Annotated in this window: 19 protein-coding genes; 10 read left to right on the top strand and 9 right to left on the bottom strand. The window is 40.7% G+C overall.

Going from position 1 to position 19,367, the window contains the following annotated elements:
- The first annotated feature begins 43 nt into the window (after positions 1-43).
- The 5 genes from trpD to BM135_RS05135 all read left to right on the top strand — a co-directional run bounded on the left by trpD (position 44) and on the right by BM135_RS05135 (position 4,972).
- Complete coding sequence (trpD, locus tag BM135_RS05155; RefSeq protein WP_092518501.1) at positions 44-1,048, top strand: anthranilate phosphoribosyltransferase; 1,005 nt, start codon at positions 44-46, stop codon at positions 1,046-1,048.
- Positions 1,045-2,409 carry a bifunctional indole-3-glycerol-phosphate synthase TrpC/phosphoribosylanthranilate isomerase TrpF gene (gene trpCF, locus BM135_RS05150; RefSeq protein WP_092518500.1) on the top strand — a complete coding sequence of 455 codons (1,365 nt, stop codon included), beginning with the start codon at positions 1,045-1,047 and terminating at the stop codon, positions 2,407-2,409. The genes trpD and trpCF overlap by 4 nt, the downstream gene beginning before the upstream one ends.
- A 31-nt stretch (positions 2,410-2,440) precedes the next feature.
- On the top strand, positions 2,441-3,631 hold the full coding sequence (gene trpB, locus BM135_RS05145) for a tryptophan synthase subunit beta (RefSeq protein ID WP_092518499.1): 1,191 nt from the start codon (positions 2,441-2,443) through the stop codon (positions 3,629-3,631).
- Positions 3,631-4,437: a tryptophan synthase subunit alpha gene (trpA, locus tag BM135_RS05140; protein WP_092518498.1), complete on the top strand. Its 807-nt coding sequence runs from the start codon at positions 3,631-3,633 to the stop codon at positions 4,435-4,437. The genes trpB and trpA overlap by 1 nt, the downstream gene beginning before the upstream one ends.
- A gap of 220 nt (positions 4,438-4,657) precedes the next feature.
- Complete coding sequence (locus tag BM135_RS05135; RefSeq protein ID WP_092518497.1) at positions 4,658-4,972, top strand: BON domain-containing protein; 315 nt, start codon at positions 4,658-4,660, stop codon at positions 4,970-4,972.
- Between the two features lie 212 nt (positions 4,973-5,184).
- On the opposite strand, the gene ompW is transcribed toward BM135_RS05135, so the two are convergent.
- On the bottom strand, positions 5,185-5,826 hold the full coding sequence (ompW, locus tag BM135_RS05130) for an outer membrane protein OmpW (protein WP_092518496.1): 642 nt from the start codon (positions 5,824-5,826) through the stop codon (positions 5,185-5,187).
- A gap of 479 nt (positions 5,827-6,305) precedes the next feature.
- Between ompW and BM135_RS05125 the strand changes: the two genes are divergently transcribed.
- A complete protein-coding gene (locus tag BM135_RS05125; protein WP_092518495.1) occupies positions 6,306-7,064 on the top strand; it encodes a YciC family protein in 759 nt (252 codons plus the stop codon).
- Positions 7,065-7,155: 91 nt separating this feature from the next.
- Here the strand turns inward: BM135_RS05125 and BM135_RS05120 are convergent, their stop codons facing one another.
- Positions 7,156-8,862, bottom strand: coding sequence for a SulP family inorganic anion transporter (locus BM135_RS05120; RefSeq protein ID WP_092518494.1), 1,707 nt, complete (start codon positions 8,860-8,862; stop codon positions 7,156-7,158).
- 225 nt (positions 8,863-9,087) lie between these two features.
- Between BM135_RS05120 and BM135_RS05115 the strand changes: the two genes are divergently transcribed.
- Positions 9,088-9,624, top strand: a complete 537-nt coding sequence (locus BM135_RS05115; protein WP_092518493.1) for a septation protein A — start codon at positions 9,088-9,090, stop codon at positions 9,622-9,624.
- Between the two features lie 71 nt (positions 9,625-9,695).
- The gene (gene yciA, locus BM135_RS05110; RefSeq protein ID WP_092518596.1) at positions 9,696-10,130 is read left to right on the top strand and encodes an acyl-CoA thioester hydrolase YciA; all 435 of its coding nucleotides are present in this window, start codon (positions 9,696-9,698) and stop codon (positions 10,128-10,130) included.
- Positions 10,131-10,363: 233 nt separating this feature from the next.
- Here yciA and tonB read toward each other — a convergent pair whose 3' ends face one another.
- Together tonB and BM135_RS05100 are read right to left on the bottom strand one after the other, a co-directional pair.
- Positions 10,364-11,053 carry a TonB system transport protein TonB gene (gene tonB / locus BM135_RS05105; protein WP_245737295.1) on the bottom strand — a complete coding sequence of 230 codons (690 nt, stop codon included), beginning with the start codon at positions 11,051-11,053 and terminating at the stop codon, positions 10,364-10,366.
- Positions 11,054-11,258: 205 nt separating this feature from the next.
- Positions 11,259-11,438 (bottom strand): YciY family protein, encoded by a 180-nt coding sequence (locus BM135_RS05100; protein WP_092518489.1) that lies wholly within the window; start codon positions 11,436-11,438, stop codon positions 11,259-11,261.
- Positions 11,439-11,664: 226 nt separating this feature from the next.
- On the opposite strand from BM135_RS05100, the gene cls reads away from it, so the two are divergent.
- Both cls and BM135_RS05090 read left to right on the top strand, forming a co-directional pair.
- Positions 11,665-13,125, top strand: a complete 1,461-nt coding sequence (gene cls, locus BM135_RS05095; RefSeq protein ID WP_092518487.1) for a cardiolipin synthase — start codon at positions 11,665-11,667, stop codon at positions 13,123-13,125.
- A 161-nt stretch (positions 13,126-13,286) separates the two neighbouring features.
- Complete coding sequence (locus tag BM135_RS05090; protein ID WP_175485965.1) at positions 13,287-13,616, top strand: HI1450 family dsDNA-mimic protein; 330 nt, start codon at positions 13,287-13,289, stop codon at positions 13,614-13,616.
- A 125-nt stretch (positions 13,617-13,741) separates the two neighbouring features.
- On the opposite strand, the gene oppF is transcribed toward BM135_RS05090, so the two are convergent.
- The 5 genes from oppF to oppA all read right to left on the bottom strand — a co-directional run bounded on the left by oppF (position 13,742) and on the right by oppA (position 19,313).
- Entirely contained in the window at positions 13,742-14,743 is a 1,002-nt protein-coding gene (oppF, locus tag BM135_RS05085) for a murein tripeptide/oligopeptide ABC transporter ATP binding protein OppF (protein WP_092518483.1), read from the bottom strand.
- Complete coding sequence (oppD, locus tag BM135_RS05080; RefSeq protein WP_092518481.1) at positions 14,740-15,738, bottom strand: ABC transporter ATP-binding protein; 999 nt, start codon at positions 15,736-15,738, stop codon at positions 14,740-14,742. The genes oppF and oppD overlap by 4 nt, the downstream gene beginning before the upstream one ends.
- Positions 15,739-15,747: 9 nt before the next feature.
- Positions 15,748-16,656, bottom strand: a complete 909-nt coding sequence (gene oppC, locus BM135_RS05075) for an oligopeptide ABC transporter permease OppC (protein ID WP_092518479.1) — start codon at positions 16,654-16,656, stop codon at positions 15,748-15,750.
- 14 nt (positions 16,657-16,670) lie between these two features.
- Positions 16,671-17,591: an oligopeptide ABC transporter permease OppB gene (gene oppB, locus BM135_RS05070; RefSeq protein WP_092518477.1), complete on the bottom strand. Its 921-nt coding sequence runs from the start codon at positions 17,589-17,591 to the stop codon at positions 16,671-16,673.
- An 81-nt stretch (positions 17,592-17,672) separates the two neighbouring features.
- Entirely contained in the window at positions 17,673-19,313 is a 1,641-nt protein-coding gene (gene oppA / locus BM135_RS05065) for an oligopeptide ABC transporter substrate-binding protein OppA (protein WP_092518475.1), read from the bottom strand.
- Positions 19,314-19,367 lie beyond the last annotated feature (54 nt).

Here is a 19,367-nt window from a genome sequence, read left to right as displayed (position 1 = left end):
TAAAGGTATCGAATTACAAGCATAAACTTGAAGGAATGGGAAAATGCAGTTGATTTTTGACAAATTATTCAGTGCCCAAACACTGACACAGCAAGAAAGCCAACAGTTATTCACCACTATTATTCATGGCGAGTTGAGCGATGCGCAACTGGCTGCTGTATTGATTAGCCTGAAACTGCGTGGCGAACAGCCACAAGAAATTGCGGGCGCAGCCCAAGCGTTCTTGGCAAATGCAGCTCCCTTTCCTCGTCCTGATTATATGTTTTGTGATATCGTCGGCACAGGTGGAGATGGCACAAATAGCATCAATATCTCAACAGCCAGCGCCTTTATTGCTGCTGCCTGTGGCCTCAAAGTAGCAAAACATGGAAACCGCAGTATTTCCAGTCGGTCTGGATCATCTGATTTATTGGCCGCATTCGATATTGCATTAAATGCCAGCGCCGAAAAATCACGCAGTGCTTTGGATGATATTGGTGTCTGTTTCCTGTTCGCTCCTCAATATCACACTGGATTTCATCATGCGGTGCGAGTTCGCCAACAGTTAAAAACGCGAACATTATTTAATGTTCTTGGCCCACTGATTAATCCAGCTCGTCCTCTCCTGTCACTCATTGGGGTTTACAGCCCTGAATTAGTTGAACCCATAGCCCGCACGTTACAAACCTTAGGCTATCAACGTGCCGCCGTTGTACACAGCGGAGGAATGGATGAAGTTGCTTTACATGCGCCAATTCATGTTGCAGAACTCAATCACGGAAAAATTAGCCAATATCAGTTAACAGCGGTAGATTTTGGTTTACCTAGCCATCCAATATCTTCACTGAAAGGCGGAACACCTAAAGAAAACCGCGACATGTTGGCAATGTTATTACAAGGTCGCGGCAACAAAGCCCATGCCGATGCCGTAGCGGCAAATGTGGCGCTTTTGATGAAAATTCACGGGCAAGAAGATCTGCGGGAAAATACTCAATTGGCACTCAATACTATCTATAGCGGTCAGGCTTATGAAAAAGTAACAGCATTGGCGGCAAGGACTAAATCATGAAAACCAGCGTATTACAGAAAATTGTTGATGATAAGGCGGAATATCTGATTACCCGTAAGGCAGAACAACCGCTGGAGAGTTTTATTGATGCGATTGTACCGAGTCACCGTCGGTTTTATCAGGCATTAACCCATAAACAAATAGTTTTTATTTTGGAATGCAAAAAAGCGTCTCCTTCAAAAGGGTTAATTCGTGAAAATTTCGATCCTGTTCGCATTGCTAAAACTTATCAGCCTTATGCCGCCGCAATCTCTGTCTTGACCGATGAAAAATATTTTCAAGGCAGTTATGATTTTCTCGCAATGGTCAGCTCAGCCGTGCATCAACCCGTTTTGTGCAAAGATTTTATTATTGATGCCTATCAAGTTTACCTCGCTCGTTATTATCAAGCCGACGCTATTTTACTCATGCTCTCTGTTCTTGATGATGCCACGTATCGCGAATTGTCATCACTGGCACACAGTCTTGGCATGGGTGTACTAACCGAAGTCAGTAATGAGGATGAACAGCAACGGGCAGTGATATTGGAAGCAAAAGTTATCGGTATCAATAATCGTGATCTACGTGATCTATCCATTGATTTAGAACGTACACGCAAACTGGCTGTTGGTTTACCCGAAGACACCATCGTCATCAGCGAATCCGGCATCCACCAGCATCAACAAGTGCGGGAATTAAGCCAATTTGCCAATGGTTTTCTGATTGGTAGCTCTTTAATGGCGCAACAAAATTTAGATCTTGCTTTACGTCGCCTGATCTTAGGTAACAACAAAGTTTGCGGTCTGACTCGCCCACAAGATGCCAAAGTTGCGTTACAGATGGGAGCAGTCTACGGCGGTTTAATTTTTGCTGAGAAATCACCGCGCAGAATCAATCTGCAAAAAGCTCAACAGATTATCAATGAAGCTTCTTTGCAATATGTCGGAGTATTTCAAAACCAACCTATTGATTTTGTCAGTAGCATAACCCAGATACTTTCACTTACTGCCGTTCAACTTCATGGACATGAAGATGAAAACTACATCAACACTCTGCGTTCAGTGCTTCCTGAGCATTGTGAGATTTGGAAAGCTATTGATATGTCTAAAGCTGGGGAATTTTCCGAAATGCCCAATGTTGATCATTTATTGCTGGATAATGGTTCAGGAGGAACAGGAAAACCGTTTGACTGGCAGTTAATCAACCCTCGGCTTCAACATAACAGTTTTCTGGCTGGTGGCCTGAATACCGAAAACTGTCAGCAGGCAGCAACATTTGGCTGTTATGGACTGGATTTTAACTCAGGAATCGAAGTTGCTCCGGGTATCAAAAGTAGTCAAAAAATCAAGCAGATATTTCAGCAATTACGCTGCTATCACTAATTTTTCAGACAAAAAATAGATGAGTAGAATAATGAGTAAATTGAATCCTTATTTTGGCGATTTTGGTGGACAGTTTGTTCCTCAAATGTTAATCCCTGCACTTAATCAGTTAGAAGAAGCCTTTATTGATGCACAAAGAGATCCTGAATTTCAGTATGCTTTTCAAGATCTCTTGAAAAACTATGCAGGTAGACCTACCGCTTTAACTCTGTGCCAAAACCTGACTAAAGGAACAAAAACACGTTTATACCTGAAACGTGAAGATTTGCTCCACGGTGGCGCTCACAAAACTAATCAGGTTTTAGGGCAAGCCTTGTTGGCAAAACGAATGGGAAAGAATGAAATCATTGCTGAAACAGGTGCGGGTCAACATGGCGTAGCAACCGCTCTGGCTTGCGCACTGTTAGGGCTAAAATGCCGTATTTATATGGGAGCAAAAGATATTGAGCGTCAATCACCCAATGTCTTTCGTATGCGTTTGATGGGGGCTGAAGTGATCCCTGTCCACAGTGGCTCAGCAACGTTGAAAGATGCCTGTAACGAAGCGATGCGTGACTGGTCTGGTTGTTATGAAAAAGCCCATTATTTATTGGGAACTGCTGCTGGTCCTCATCCCTATCCGACAATGGTGCGAGAATTCCAGCGTATGATTGGTGAAGAAGCTAAAGCTCAAATTCTAGAAAAAGAAGGCCGTTTACCCGATGCAGTAATTGCCTGTATTGGTGGTGGTTCAAATGCCATTGGTCTGTTTGCTGAGTTTATTCCAGAAAATAATGTTCGTCTGATCGGTGTTGAACCTGCGGGGCATGGTATTGAAACTGGAGAGCATGGTGCCCCATTGAAACACGGAAAATTAGGGATTTACTTTGGTATGAAAGCGCCAATTATGCAGACAGAAAACGGGCAGATTGAAGAATCTTATTCTATTTCGGCTGGGTTGGATTTTCCTTCCGTTGGTCCCCAACATGCCTATTTAAATAGCATCGGTAGGGCCGATTACGTTTCAATTACCGATGATGAAGCTCTGGAAGCCTTTCAGACTCTTTCACGCAATGAAGGCATTATTCCTGCATTGGAATCATCTCATGCATTGGCCTATGCCTTGAAAATGATCCATCAGGCTCCAGACAAAGAACAATTATTAATTGTCAATTTATCTGGCCGTGGCGACAAAGACATCTTTACCGTTCACGATATTTTAAAATCCAGGGGGAAAATCTGATGGAACGTTACGAACAACTTTTTAAGCAACTACAAAAACAAAATCAAGGGGCTTTTGTTCCTTTTGTCACCCTCGGCGATCCTAATCCCGAACAGTCATTGGAAATTATTGATACATTAATTTCAGGTGGTGCTGATGCGCTTGAATTAGGCATCCCATTCTCAGATCCCCTTGCCGACGGCCCAACTATCCAAAATGCCAATCTACGTGCGCTATCATCCAAAGTCACTCCTACATTGTGTTTTGAGCTGCTGGCTAGAATTCGGGCTAAACACCCTGACACGCCGATTGGCTTGTTAGTTTATGCTAATCTTGTCTTTCATAATGGAATTGATGAGTTTTACCGTCGCTGTAAGGATGCGGGTGTTGACTCCGTACTTGTTGCTGATGTACCGTTATCCGAGTCATCTCCTTTCCGCGCGTCAGCTATGAAGCACGGTATTGCATCAATTTTTATTTGTCCACCTAATGCAGATGACGATTTATTGCGTGAAATCGCTTCATTTGGGCAAGGATATACTTATTTGCTGTCGAGGGCGGGGGTGACGGGTAGTGAAAATCGCGCGAAACAGCCACTTAGTCATATAGTTAATAAACTCAAAGAATATCACGCAGCCCCGGCTCTACAAGGTTTTGGCATTTCAGAACCTGAACAGGTCATAACCGCTCTCCACAGTGGTACAGCGGGAGCAATTTCAGGTTCTGCCATCGTCAAAATCATTGAAGATAACTTGCACCACCCTAAAATCATGCTGGAAAAATTAACGTTTTTCGTTCGTACCATGAAAAATGCTACACAATTATGATCTTACTATTTATGTTATGATCCTCTTTGTGAATTCCCTTTAGTTTCACTATTCCCCTATAAGATTTTTATGGGGGAATGCATAAATTTCTTCCCACTGAGTTTGCCGCTTCTCTGCTTTTCAACAATACTGACAGCCAAAGTTAGAAATAAATAACGGTATGTTACAAAAGGTCATTTTCCTCTCATACAAATTTCTTTTGATAATAATGGAGTTCATCATGAAACAATTAAAAACAATTTCTGCATTTTTTATTGCAATCTTCATGGCAATGGCAATATCTGCATGCGCCCCAACTGCAACAACAGAGAGTACAGGAAATTACATTGATGATACGGTGATCACCACCAAAATAAAATCAGCTCTACTTTCAGATAAGGTGTTAAAGTCGACAGAAATCAATGTCGAAACTTTTAAAGGCCGTGTACAACTAAGCGGATTTGTCCGTTCTCCTGAAGACATCAAGCGCGCAATTCAGATAGCAAAAGAAGTAAAAGGAGTTAATACGGTAATTAATTCAATCAAACTTCGCTAATAATCTATTAGCATAGATTATTATAGAACGTTTTTTTATAGAATGGTTTTTGTAAAATAGTTTATTGCGCTACAACCTGAAAGATAACGGGTATATGAAAAATGGGGCAATTACGCCCCATTAGCTCTCTCTTGTGCCAAACACACTCGTAATCGACTTACTTTTTTCAACATTACTTTTTTAAAAATTATTTCTTTTAAACATTCAAACAGTTAGAAACTATAACCCACTCCGAACATAAAGACCCACGGGTCAAGACGGGTTTTATATTTTTTATCTACATCACCTACTTTGAATTTCACATCAGTTTCAATATTCATCCACCAAAGCGAAGTGTTCAGCATCCAGTTTTTGTCCAGTTTATAATCCAGACCAACCTGACCCGCTACACCCCAAGAATCTTTCAGATCCAGACTATTTAAATTAGCAGTCTTTACAGTCTCATTATTATTAAATTTTTCGCTAAAAAATGTCGTATAGTTGATACCAATTCCAATATAAGGACGTATTTTATTTTCCGTGTTACCAAAATAATATTGCGCCATTAGAGTTGGCGGTAAATGTTTAACTTCAGCTATTTCACCTGCTCCAGGTAAACTGACTTTATGTTGAAATGGTGTCGCTGCCAATAATTCAACACCAATATTATCGGTAATCATATAGCCAAAAGTTAAACCTAACTGAATATTATTATTGACATCAAAAGACCCCAACTCTAATACATTATCAGAACCAGCATTTGGCCTTACCGTTGCTGTACCTGTGCGGAACAGGAAGTCACCTGCTTCATGGGCAAAAGTCATTGACGGTGCTAACGTAACCGCAGCCAATACAAGCGCAGAAATCTTTTTCATTATCCATCCCATTTTTGTAGTTTTAAAGCAGTCAGAAATATACCCGTCTGTTTACTGTTGCGATCCAAGATAGATCACATCTTTTAAAGATTTTTGGCAAAGTAAGGTATTTACCGTTTTATTATTTCATTTGCGGGATATTTTAAATTGATCCAAATCAAGATTCTCTTAGAATAAAATTTATTGTCATTCATGTTTTATGTCTTAATATTAATTTTTGAGTTAATAACAATAGCAATCTTATATTAAAGACATTTATCCAATATTTTAATTCGCGATAAACCAATTAACATATTATTAATAAATTTATCATTTCCATAAAGCCCATGATAAGTGTGCGGATAAAAAAAGAACACTCATTCCCCTCCAGCCTCAAGTTACAGAATGGAGATAAAGGGGCAAATCTTAGGTATCCAATAATCCCTCGAACAAGGTACAATTAACTACTATTGTTGTTTTATTTGATAGGAGTTACTTTCATGCCCATTACGGCAAATACCCTGTATCGTGACAGCATCAACTTTTTAAAAAATCAACTGTTGAGTATTGTCATCCTCTCTGCCTTTGCCGCGTTGGTGACAACATTGCTGGGGCATTTACTAATGCCGAATGGTGAACAACTCAAGTTATTGGCAGAAATACAAAATATCGTCAGAGAGTCCGGTAATACGGGAATTCAACATTTTGTGGCACAATTAACGCCAGATGAACAATTCATGTTAATACGCACAATGTTCGGGATTTTATTTACCAGCGTATTTGGCAATACTTTACTTACTGCCAGTGTGTTAATACTCATCAATGCAATCTCTAACGGTCAGAAAACCAATGCTATTCATGCCAGCATATTATCAATAACACTGCTGCCTAAAATGTTTTTGCTAATGTTGATCTGTAACCTGTTAGTTCAAATTGGCTATGCTTTGATGCTCCTGCCAGGAATACTATTTTCTATTGCTTTCGCACTTGCTCCTATCTTCTTGTTTGAAAAAGGCAAAAATGTTTTTTCTGCCATGCAAAATAGTTGGAGGTTGGCATTCGATAATTTACGTCTGTTGATCCCCGCTGTGCTGTTATGGCTTGCCATCAAGCTGATACTGGTTCTTGTGCTGGCTAAAATGCCCAGCATTTTACTATCAGTGCTAGATAATTTATTAGCATCTCTGCTACTGGTTTACCTGTTCCGTTTATATATGCTGGTCAAACCACAAAATAAAACTACAAACGGCATGCAATAAACGCCAAATAGTTCACTTCGCTCCAATATTGCGAGGTGAACTATTATCAATACAAACATCATTAATACAAACTATCATAAGTGAGCCACAATTATTTTTCTTGTTTTTCCTTGGCTTGATACTTACTTTGAATCAAACGAATGGCAAAATAGATATCAGGTACAACTATCAGATCTTCATCACTACGACTCAATTTGTTTTGTTTAATCCAGCGATTCAGTTCTGTTCTACGCCCTGCTAGAACCAATGTCACCCCTTTCTCTTTTAATTCTGTGATCAATTCATCCAAAACAACAAAAACACTAACATCATCGTAGGTAAAACTAACCGTCGCATCGACTACCAACCATACAGGGTTATTTGCAGCACGGTTTACATGCTGTAATACCCGCTTTTTGAAGTATCCGACGTTGAAATAAGTAAGAGGAGAGTTAAAACGGTATATCATAATGCCATCCACAGGTTTGATATCACTATGTTGGTGGATGGAACGAACCATGCCTTGCTCATTTACGCCCAGCAATTGATCCGAAGGTCGAAAAACTATCAGTAAAAATTGAAATAGCCCCAACAAAACAGCAAAACCGACACCACCGATCACACCTACCAACAAAACAGCAATTAATGTGAAAATTGACAGTGTAAAAGCCTGACGATTACGTTTTCGATAAGACCAAATATTCTTAAAACTTAATAACGACCACGAGGAAAAGATTAAGACAATACCCAGTGATGACAGAGGGATATATGCCAGAAACTCTGTCATAAACAGCAGTACTAACAAGATAGTACAAGCGGCAATTACAGACACCATTTGCGTTTTACCACCTAATGCATCGTTGACAGCAGTACGACTACCGGCAGCACTGACAGCAAAACCTTGTGATAATGATGCAGCAATATTAGAAATCCCCAATGCCCTGAGTTCTAAATCTGCATCAATTTGATAGCCATTTTTACTGGCAAAACTACGAGCGGTCATCATAAAGCTGACGAAGCTAATCACAGCTAAGTTAATGGAAGGAACAACCAAATCACGTATTTCGCTAAGTTTAAATTCAGGCATTGGTACAACGGGCAAACCACTACTCATATTACCGACAATCTGGATCTCGTATTTACTGAGTTCAAATTGCCAGCTGATATAAGTCAATACGATCATTGCTACCAGTGGTGCAGGCCAGCTTGAACGAAGGAAACGCACACTGAGTAACACCAACAGCGTTATTACTGACATTCCCACCGTTGGCCAGTGAGATTTTAATAATGCATGAGGAAGTGCAATCAATCGTTCGATCAATTCCTCAGGTAAACCAGATAATCCAAAAACTTTAGCAAGTTGATCAGCGATAATAGTAATTGCAACGCCGTTGATAAAGCCTTTTAAAATGGGACGAGATAGAAAATCAGCAAAAGCGCCAAGTCGGAAACGGCTGGCAAGAATACACCAAGATCCTGTCATTAACGTCATAATTATAGCGAGCTGCCAACGGATATGCTCATTTCCATTTGCTAATGGTATAACAGTTGCAGCAATAACTGCGCAAGTTGCTGCATCAGGCCCAACGATTAACTGCCGGGAAGTACCAAACAAAGCATAAGCGAACATAGGTAAAATACAGGCATATAAGCCAATAATGGCACTAATCCCCATTAATTCAGCATAAGCAATTGCAACAGGTAGTGCGACCGCAGCTACGGAAAGGCCCGCTCGCATATCATAACTAAAATAGTCTCTACGATAATTACAGATGCTTTTCAAGCCCGGCATCCAGCGATTCAATATTTCCCACAACATGGCCTTTACGTCCCTTCGTGAAAATGGAACTGATTATAATGCGTTGTTAAATGGAAACTCACAAGTTTCTCGCCCACACTCAGTTTTTCGCTTATTGTGATAAAATTACACGAAACAGATGAAAAATGTTTTTTACCTGATAAATAAACCATTTCATTGAGATCTGATACACTCTGGCACAAATTCAAAAACATGCCATCATTGACTTCACAATGGATTCAACTTATGAAACAACTCTTAGACTTTTTACCACTGGTCGTTTTTTTCATCGTCTACAAAATGTATGACATTTTTTATGCATCTGGTGCCTTGATTGCCGCAACAGGATTAACCCTTGTCATTAGTTACCTAATTTATCGTAAAGTTGAAAAATCCTCCTTAATTACATTTGCTATGGTTGCTATCTTTGGCACACTAACGCTAGCTTTCCACAGTGATCTATTCATTAAATGGAAAGTAACTGTAATTTATAGCATTTTTGCTCTGATTCTGTTTATCAGCCAATGGATTATGAAAAAGCCACTGATTCAACGCATGTTAGGCAAAGAATTAAAATTACCTGATTTTGTCTGGAACAAACTGAACATGGCTTGGGCTGTCTTTTTTCTTGCCTGTGCACTCGCGAATATTTATGTCGCTTTCTGGCTACCTCAAGATATTTGGGTAAACTTTAAAGTGTTCGGATTAACGGCATTGACACTAGTCTTTACTGTATTGAGTGTGGTATATATCTACCGTCATCTGCCTCGCGAACAAAAATAATGTAATGACCCTCATATAGATACCTGCTGATGCAGGTATTGTTGTATTCACCAAATAAAGCAAGTTTTCTAATGACACAACAACAATGCTTACCAAACGGAGAATTGGTTCTCCGTACACTGGCCATGCCTGCTGATACCAATGCCAATGGGGATATTTTCGGTGGCTGGCTGATGTCTCAAATGGATATTGGCGGCGCAATTCTGGCAAAAGAGATTGCTCTGGGACGCGTAGTAACTGTTAGCGTGAATGGCATCAGTTTTCTGAAACCAGTTGCGGTAGGTGACGTCGTATGCTGTTATGCCCGTTGCCTCAAAACGGGAAATTCATCTATCACCATCCATATTGAGGTTTGGGTGAAAAAAGTGGCTTCCGAGCCAGTTGGCCAGCGTTATCGTGCAACAGAAGCTGTTTTCACATATGTTGCTGTTAATGAAAATAATACTTCCCGATCTTTGCCTGAAGATAAAAGACACTTCAAATTGGAAAGCAGTGACTCAGAGTAATGATTCATTAAGAAAGTAACTAATTGTAAATTAAAGGGGTACATTTTTTGATTGTCCCCTTTTTTATTCTGTTTTGAATAGATAAGACGCGGAAATAGTAAGACGCGGATTTACATAACCATTACGAAATTTAATATTTATTATCTTCCTGTGATAATAAAAACGAGTTTTGCTGATGAATTCAAGGGAATGTTCTGCATCCCCCTGAATTTAGAAAGAAACGTTTTGGTAGATTAGGATTGTGAAATACCCGTGATTTTAAACTCAATAGTCGCCACGTATCCAATAGCAGGCGTTTTTTCATAACGCCATTTTCTCATGGCATTTTTCACTTCACGTTCAAAGACATTTCTGGGGGTTGCAGAAATAATCTCGATATTCTTAACTCGACCATTTTCATCAATATCAAATTTTACCTTTACCGTCCCCTCTGTGCCCAATTGCTGAGCTCTGGATGGATAACCGGGATTTGGCCTACTCAATGCCTTTGGCCCTCTTTGTACATTCCCTTTTTCACTAATAGAATGATGATCCGTTTTTTGATCGCTCAAATTCTTTGCCATCTGAGGATTCTGATCAGAAGTAGGCTTCAGCGGTTGTTCTGAAGTTTTTTCTGTCTTTTTCTCTATTGGCTTAAATTCTTTTTTGACAACTTTTTTCTCTTCCGGCTTTTTCACTTCCGGTTTTTTTTCAAGTTTAGGTTTTGGCAGAGCAATTTTCGCAATAGGTTCTGGCTCAGGTTCTGGTGGTTCAGGCATAGCAGATTTAGAGACAGACGCCTCTTCAGCAGCCAACTGGATCATAGCAACAGACATAGGTGCCGCTTCTGGCTGTTTTTCAGGTTCAATAGCTTGAAAAAGCGCCGCAGAAATAGAAATATGTAAACAAACAGAAAGTAGTATCGGCCAATGTATCCAACGCATAAGAGAATTTTTGCTCAGCAGCATGATAGTCAGTTTTTAGATAGTCATTAGTTTAAATGCAAATGACTATCATATTCAATAAAGATTCAAAACATCTGTATCCATCATCTTTCAAATTGCAGCTTTGTTAACTGTACTGCGTTGACTGTGTGCAACCTGAAATTTGGGATCAAACACCTAGGTATATATCATGCGGAACATCATGTTAAACCCATTCTGCGTTATGGATGAATAGAATCGATCTACGACGCTTATAAGCACCTATCTTGCGTGCTGTATAGATACGAAAATTACGGCGCGTTTGCCCTTCCATCCAGCGACGGCGGCGACGGATACTTTGACGAAGCATTCTCCAACGTCCTACTTCTCTTCTACTGTGTTTCATAAGATATTCCAGGCTAATTCTCTCAGGGTGAATAACATTATTCTTAATCGGCACTATTAGAGATGTCAACCAATTGCCAATTTTGTCCACGAATCTGATACAAATAGTGTATTGTTCGAGGTATGTATTTAATCAATGATATTAAGTTGATCGTTTACCCAAATTTCTAGAAACTTACGGTAATGACTGCATGAAATACTTAAATAAACAGGATTGATTGCTACGTATGACAACTTTCTACTCCGTACTGAGCTGGCTGGCGATTTTCTTATACTGGTTAATTATTGCGGGTATTACCATACGGGTTTTGATAAAACGTCGCCCTGTGACATCAGCAATGACTTGGGTGCTTATTATTTACATCATCCCTTTGGTCGGTATTATTGCTTATTTGTCATTTGGCGAATTATACCTTGGCAAGCGTAGGGTTGAGCAGGCCAAACAAATGCGCCCATCGGTGGACAAATGGCTAGCAGAGTTAAGAAAATCCCCTCAAATTTTTGCCGACGAAAACAGTGAAGTTGCTACTCCACTGTTTCAACTGTGCGAGCGTCGCCAAAAGCTCAAAGGTGTCAGAGGCAATAAAATGCAGTTAATGACATCTTATGATAACTCACTGAAAGCGATCGTTCATGATATCGAAAATGCCAAATACAATATCGAGATGGTGTTTTATATATGGCAATCCGGAGGGCTGGTTGATCAGGTCACTGATGCCCTGATGCGCGCGGCCAAACGCGGTGTGAAATGTCGAATCATGGTGGACTCAGCAGGAAGCTGGCAATTTTTCCGTAGCCCTTATCCTGATATTATGCGGAAGGCTGGTATTGCCTTTGTCGAATCGCTAAAAGTCAACATATTCCGTTTATTCTTGCGTCGCATGGATTTACGTCAGCATAGAAAAATTATTCTTATCGATAATCATATTTCATACACTGGTAGCATGAATATGGTCGACCCACGTTTTTTTAAACAAGATGCCGGTGTTGGTCAATGGATCGATATCATGGTGAGAATGGAAGGCCCTGTTACAACAACTTTGGGGATCATTTACGCCTTTGACTGGGAAATGGAAACAGGCCAACGTCACCTTCCTTCTCCGCCAGACAGTATCATAATGCCCTTCGAGCAAGCCAGTGGTCATACAGCTCAAGTTATTGCTTCCGGGCCAGGATTCCCGGATGAATTGATCCAACAGTCCTTAATGACCGCTATTTTTTCTGCCCGCAAACAGCTTATTCTTACTACCCCATATTTTGTTCCCAGTGATGATTTAATGCATGCAATTTGCACTGCGGCTATGCGAGGTGTAGATGTCAACATCATTGTGCCAAGTCAGAACAACTCATTTCTTGTTCGCTGGGCCAGCCGTGCGTTTTTTTCAGAATTACTGGAAGCTGGCGTAAAAATTTATCAATTTGAAGATGGCTTGTTACATACCAAGAGTGTTTTGGTCGATGGACAACTCAGTATGGTCGGTTCTGTCAATTTAGATATGCGTAGCCTGTGGTTGAATTTTGAAATTACAGTTGTGATTGACGATGAATACTTTGGCAGTGATTTAACACTGGTTCAACAAGACTACATTATGCGTTCAACATTGCTTGCAAACAGCAAATGGGAAAAACGTCCAGTGTGGCATCGTATCCTTGAACGTATTTGCTACTTTTTCAGCCCACTTTTATAGCTCATAGCAAATATAACTCATGGTAAAAAGCAGAAAGAAAGCAAATTGGTCAATAATTTTTTCAACGCGAATAAGTATTTATTCAATATAGAACATGTTTTAATTTCACTTTGTTATTAATCTCGGACATTGCCATTATGGAACATCAATCGACACATTCTATGCAATTGGATTTAAACAACCGAATAACTGAAGATGAAGCGCTTGAAAAAGCTTACGATATCTTTTTAGAACAAGCGCTTTCTAATCTCGATCCGGCTGATAGTCTATTGTTTAATCTGCAATTTGAGGAACGGGGCGGCGCTGAATTATTGGGTCCTTCACGAGTCTGGCTTGAACATGTTGATTTTGATTTGGATCCGGACTTTTTTTCAGAAGTTATTATTGGATTAGCTGAATCAGATGATGCTGAAATTGATGATATCTTTGCCCGTATCTTGATCTGTCGGGAAAAATCTCACTCTATCTGCCATATTCTATGGAAAAAATAATAATTCTGTCTTTTTTAATATGTCTCCCTAACCGATAAAAATGCCCTCATCTTGAGGGCATTAAATCTAAATTCGTGACAATGTCACGCTGACATATTTGCATATAACTGTTTGCATATAACTGACTAGAGAGGATCAACCTTCAAGCAAGACACCGCATGTTTAAAACTTCCCTCAAGCAATGGACGGGTTTTAGCGCATTCAGCATCTGCCATCGGACAACGGGTGCGAAATACACATCCGGATGGGGGATCAATCGGTGAAGGGAGTTCTCCCTCCAACAATTCAATATGTTTATTGCGCTCTTTATCTGGATCGGGGATTGGCACTGCCGACATCAGCGCTCGGGTATATGGATGCAACGGATTATGATAAACCTCGTCGTAAGTACCTAATTCTACGGCATTCCCCAAATACATTACCAAGACGCGGTCTGATATGTGTTTTACTATCGATAAGTCATGAGCAATAAAAATCAGGGAAAGCCCCATTTCCCGCTGTAATTCCTGCAACAAGTTAACGACTTGTGCCTGAATGGAAACATCAAGTGCCGAAACAGGTTCGTCACAGATAACTAATTTAGGCTCCAGAATCAAAGCGCGAGCAATTCCAATACGCTGGCACTGCCCTCCAGAGAATTCATGAGGATAACGGTTTATCAAGTTAGGCAACAACCCTACCCGCATCATCAGCTTTTTGACTTTTTCTTTTACTTCCCCATCTTTCATTTTAGGGTAATAAGTTCTCAATGGCTCTGCGATAATATCGCCAATGGTCATGCGCGGATTCAGTGATGCCAGAGGGTCTTGGAAAATCATCTGGATATCATTGCGAATATCGCGCCATTGCTTGTTATTCATATCCAGCAAGCTCTGGCCAAGCCATGAAACTGCACCACCCGACGCTTTCACCAGCCCAATCACTGCCCTGGCAAGTGTTGATTTCCCGCAGCCAGATTCTCCCACAACTCCCAGTGTTTCACCCTCATATAACCTTAAGGTGACGCCATCTACCGCCTTTAAGGTTTTTGCCGACTGCCAGAACCACTGTTTTCCATCTTTAATGTCAAAATAAACTTTGAGATCGTCAACTTCCAATAAGACGCGTTTTTCAGCTATTGTGCTCATACTAATTCCTCCTGGAGTTTAAAGCAGGCACGCAAGCGCCCCATGCCAAATTTTTCCAACTGTGGTTCCTCACAAGCACAACGCTCAGTAGCAAATTGGCAACGTGGCTGGAATGGGCATCCCTTTGGCAAACGCAATAAGTTAGGAGGATTACCTTGAATTGTTTCCAATGCTTCTTCATCGCCATCCAGACGAGGAACAGCATTCAATAACCCGATCGAGTATGGATGTGTAGGATGGTAAAATACATCACGCGCCGTACCATATTCCATTGTTCTCCCTGCATACATGACTAATACTTTGTCACAAATGCCGGCAACCACACCCAAGTCATGGGTAATCATGATGATGGCAGTATTAAACTCTTTTTTCAGCTCGTTGAGCAACGTCATGATCTGTGCCTGAACTGTTACGTCCAATGCAGTTGTTGGTTCATCAGCAATCAACAGCTTAGGTTGACACAATAGTGCCATTGCAATCATGACTCGTTGACGCATACCACCAGAAAACTCATGCGGGTACATTTTCATGCGCTTACGCGCTTCCGGCATCTTAACGGCATCCAGCATGCGGATGGATTCGTCAAGAGCCTCACTTTTACCCATATTTTTATGCAACATCAATACTTCTATTAATTGATCACCCACCTGCATATAAGGATTTAGAGAAGTCATGGGATCTTGGAATATCATTGAGATCTCTTCTGCCCGCATCCGGTTCAATTCTTTTTCTTTCAGATTGAGGATTTCTCGTCCATTAAAGGTGGTAGAACCACTGACAGAACCGTTACTGGCCAATAACCCCATTAATGCAAACGCCGTCTGTGATTTACCTGAACCAGATTCTCCCACGATCCCCAGTGTTTCGCCGGCCTGTAAGTCAAAATTCAATTTGTTCACGGCAGTCACATTGCCATCAGGAGTGCTGAATACTACATTCAGGTCTTTTACCGATAAGAGTGATTCAACATTTTTCGAAGTTTCTACGCTATTCATAGGCTCTCCTTAACGGTCTTTCGGGTCGAGGGCATCTCGCAGGCCGTCACCAATAAAGTTAAAACAAAACAGGGTCATTACCAGAAAGCCTGCCGGAAATAACAGTAACCACGGAGCTACTTCCATTGAGTTGGCACCATCACTTAACAAAGCTCCCCAACTGCTGAGTGGTTCCTGAGTTCCCAAACCAAGGAAGCTCAAAAACGATTCAAACAGGATCATACTGGGAACGAGCAATGAAGCATAAACCACTACAACACCCAATACATTTGGCACGATATGACGCAAAACGATATGACGGGTAGAAACCCCACCAACCAACGCGGCTTCAATGAACTCCTTGCGTTTTAAACTCAATGTCTGACCACGGACAATACGCGCCATGTCCAGCCACGACACCATGCCTATTGCAACGAAAATTAACAAGATGTTTTGACCGAAGAAAGTAACCAGAAGGATAACGAAGAACATGAATGGGAAAGAATTAAGGATCTCCAACAAACGCATCATGACCATGTCAATTTTGCCGCCGAGATAACCTGACGTTGCACCATATAGGGTACCGAATAACACGGCAATCAAAGCTGCAGCAATTCCGACCATTAATGAAATACGTCCGCCAATAGCTATACGAACTAACAAATCACGTCCCGATGAGTCAGTGCCGAAATAGTGTTTGGATTCAAAATCTGGCGACATCGTCATCATATTCCAATCAGTGTCATCATAAGCAAATTGAGACAGCATCGGGGCTAAAATTACAAATAATGTGATCAGGAATAGAATACATAAACTCGTAATCGCCGCCTTGTTATGTATAAAACGACGGCGTGCATCCTGCCATAAACTGCGGCCTTCAATTTCCAGCTGCTCAGAAAAATTTTCCAGAGCTTCGCTATTTTTTTTATTCAGTAACATTGCGTGCTCCAGTCTTAGTAACGAATTTTCGGATCAATAACGGCATATAGCACATCAACAATGGCATTAAACATAATTGTCAAGCCCCCCACCAAAATCGTTAAACTAAGTACCAGTGAGTAATCACGGTTTAATGCGCCATTAACAAACAATTGCCCCAACCCCGGCAAACCGAAAATAGTTTCAATAACCATAGAACCGGTAATGATGCCGACGAATGCTGGACCCATATAAGAAATAACTGGCAATAAAGCGGGTTTTAGTGCGTGACGGAAAATAATCTTCCGCAATGGCAAGCCCTTCGCTCGTGCAGTACGAATAAAGTTGGAGTGTAAGATTTCGATCATAGAACCACGGGTAATACGGGAGATACTGGCAATATAGGAGAGGGAAAGTGCAACCATAGGCAAGAGCATATATTTAGGCGCTCCACCATTCCAGCCTCCTCCCGGTAACCATTTTAATGTAATGGCGAATATTAAAACTAATAAGGGGGCAACCACGAAACTGGGTATCACAACCCCTGTCATGGCAAACCCCATCACCGTGTAGTCCCATTTTGTATTCTGGTTCAATGCGGCAATAACCCCTGCACTGACTCCGAATATTACTGCCATAACAAAGGCTGCAAATCCCAATTTAGCAGAAACAGGCAAAGCTTCTGCAACCAGATCATTTACACTGTAGTCTTTATATTTGAATGAAGGACCAAAATCCCCTTTGGAAAGCTGGATTAAATAATTGAAATATTGTTTATAGATAGGGTCATTCAGATGATATTTCGCTTCAATATTTGCCATAACTTCTGGCGGTAGCTTCCTTTCCCCTGTAAACGGGCTGCCCGGTGCAAGCCGCATCATAAAAAACGAAATAGTAATAAGTATAAAAAGTGTCGGGATCGCCTCTAAGCAGCGGCGTAAAATAAATTTTAGCATTGCCCGTTCCTATTGTTTAACCAAACCATGGCTTTTAATTATCTGACAAGCGGATGACCAAACCGGATCATCCGCTAATTCCTAATGTTTTATTATGTATAGATCTTTGGTATGGAAATTATCTAATGGATCCTTTCCGGTATAACCACCAATATAAGGTTTTAATAAACGAGTATTTGTATAGTAATAGATTGGAACAATCGCAGAATCTTTATCCAATTGAGCATTAGCTTTGGCATAAACTTCAGCTCGTTCTTTATCAGTTTTTACTTGGAGTGATTGTTTCATTAATGCATCAAATTCTTTACTCTTATAGTGAGCAGTATTGTTACTACTATCAGATAACATGGGATTCAAGAAGGTAGAGGCTTCATTATAATCAGCACACCATCCGGCACGGGCAATGTCATAATTACCCTGATGACGGGAATCAAGGAAAGTTTTCCATTCCTGATTTTCGAGGGAAACGTCAATACCGATATTCTTTTTCCAAACGGAAGCGGCGGCAATGGCTAACTTTTTATGCAGATCGGAAGTGTTGTACAGTAGCTTAATTTTCAGGGGATTCTCTTTAGTAAATCCAGCTTCAGATAAAAGTTTTTTCGCTTCTACATTACGCTGTGGCTGATTCAATTTAGCATACCAGTCTGGTTTTTCATCTTTAAAATCGGCGATATAGGGTGGTGTATATCCATAAGCTGGTATATCCCCCTGATTTTTCACCTTATTAGTCATAAGATCGCTATCCATACCCAGCTTCAGTGCAGTACGTACTCGTGGATCGTTAAATGGTGGCCTTTCGTTATTAATTTCGTAGTAGTAAGTGCACAATTTCGGGTTAACACGTAGTTGTTCAGGGATCTCTTTTTTCAATTTCTGGAATAATTCAATCGGCAAGTTGTCATAGCTCATCTCGATTTCGCCAGCCCGATAGCGATTAACGTCAGTAACTTCAGAGGAAATAGGCAGGACAGTAACTTGATTAATGACCGTGTTTTTATTATCCCAATAAGTTGGGCTACGTTCGAAGATAAGGCGTTCATTGATTACCCAACTCTTCAGTTTATAAGCGCCATTGCCAACAAAATTGTGTGGTTGTGTCCACCTCTCGCCATATTTTTCTACGGTTCCACGATGGACCGGTGATGTACTTGTATGGACAAGTAATCTGACTAAATAAGGTACAGGCTCGCTGAGTGTTAATTCTAACGTATGATCATCCAATGCTTTGATACCCAATGTTTCCGGCTTTTGTTTACCTCTGATGATATCGTCAACATTAAGAATGTGAGCATATTGAAGAAAACTTGCATAAGGAGATGCAGTATTTGGATCTGTTACACGACGCCAGCTGTAAACAAAATCCTGTGCAGTGACAGGGTCACCATTAGACCATTTTGCATCTTTACGTAAGTGAAACGTCCAAACCTTAAAATCCTTATTTTCCCAACTTTCTGCAACTCCCGGTATAATTTTACCATCAGGTTCATTTATCACCAGAGTTTCAAACAAATCACGTGCGATGTTGGATTCAGGCACACCTTCAATTTTATGTGGATCCAATGATTGGGGTTCAGAGCCATTATTGCGGACTAACACCTGTTTTGCAGCGTCCGCAAGTTGCACGCCAGCGGGCACTTGCGCTGCAAAGGACTGCCCCATCATCATGCTTAGCGCTACCGTAATGCCAATAGCAAGTTTTTTCTTTGTTGTGTTTATCATCTTATTACTCCACTTGAAATCATCTGACCCATTAAAGTCATATCCACACATTGG

The sequence above is a fragment of the Xenorhabdus japonica genome (assembly GCF_900115195.1).
Lineage (GTDB): Bacteria > Pseudomonadota > Gammaproteobacteria > Enterobacterales > Enterobacteriaceae > Xenorhabdus > Xenorhabdus japonica.
The sequence above is the reverse complement of the archived record's forward strand: the minus strand, read 5'-3'. Positions and strand labels throughout refer to the sequence as shown.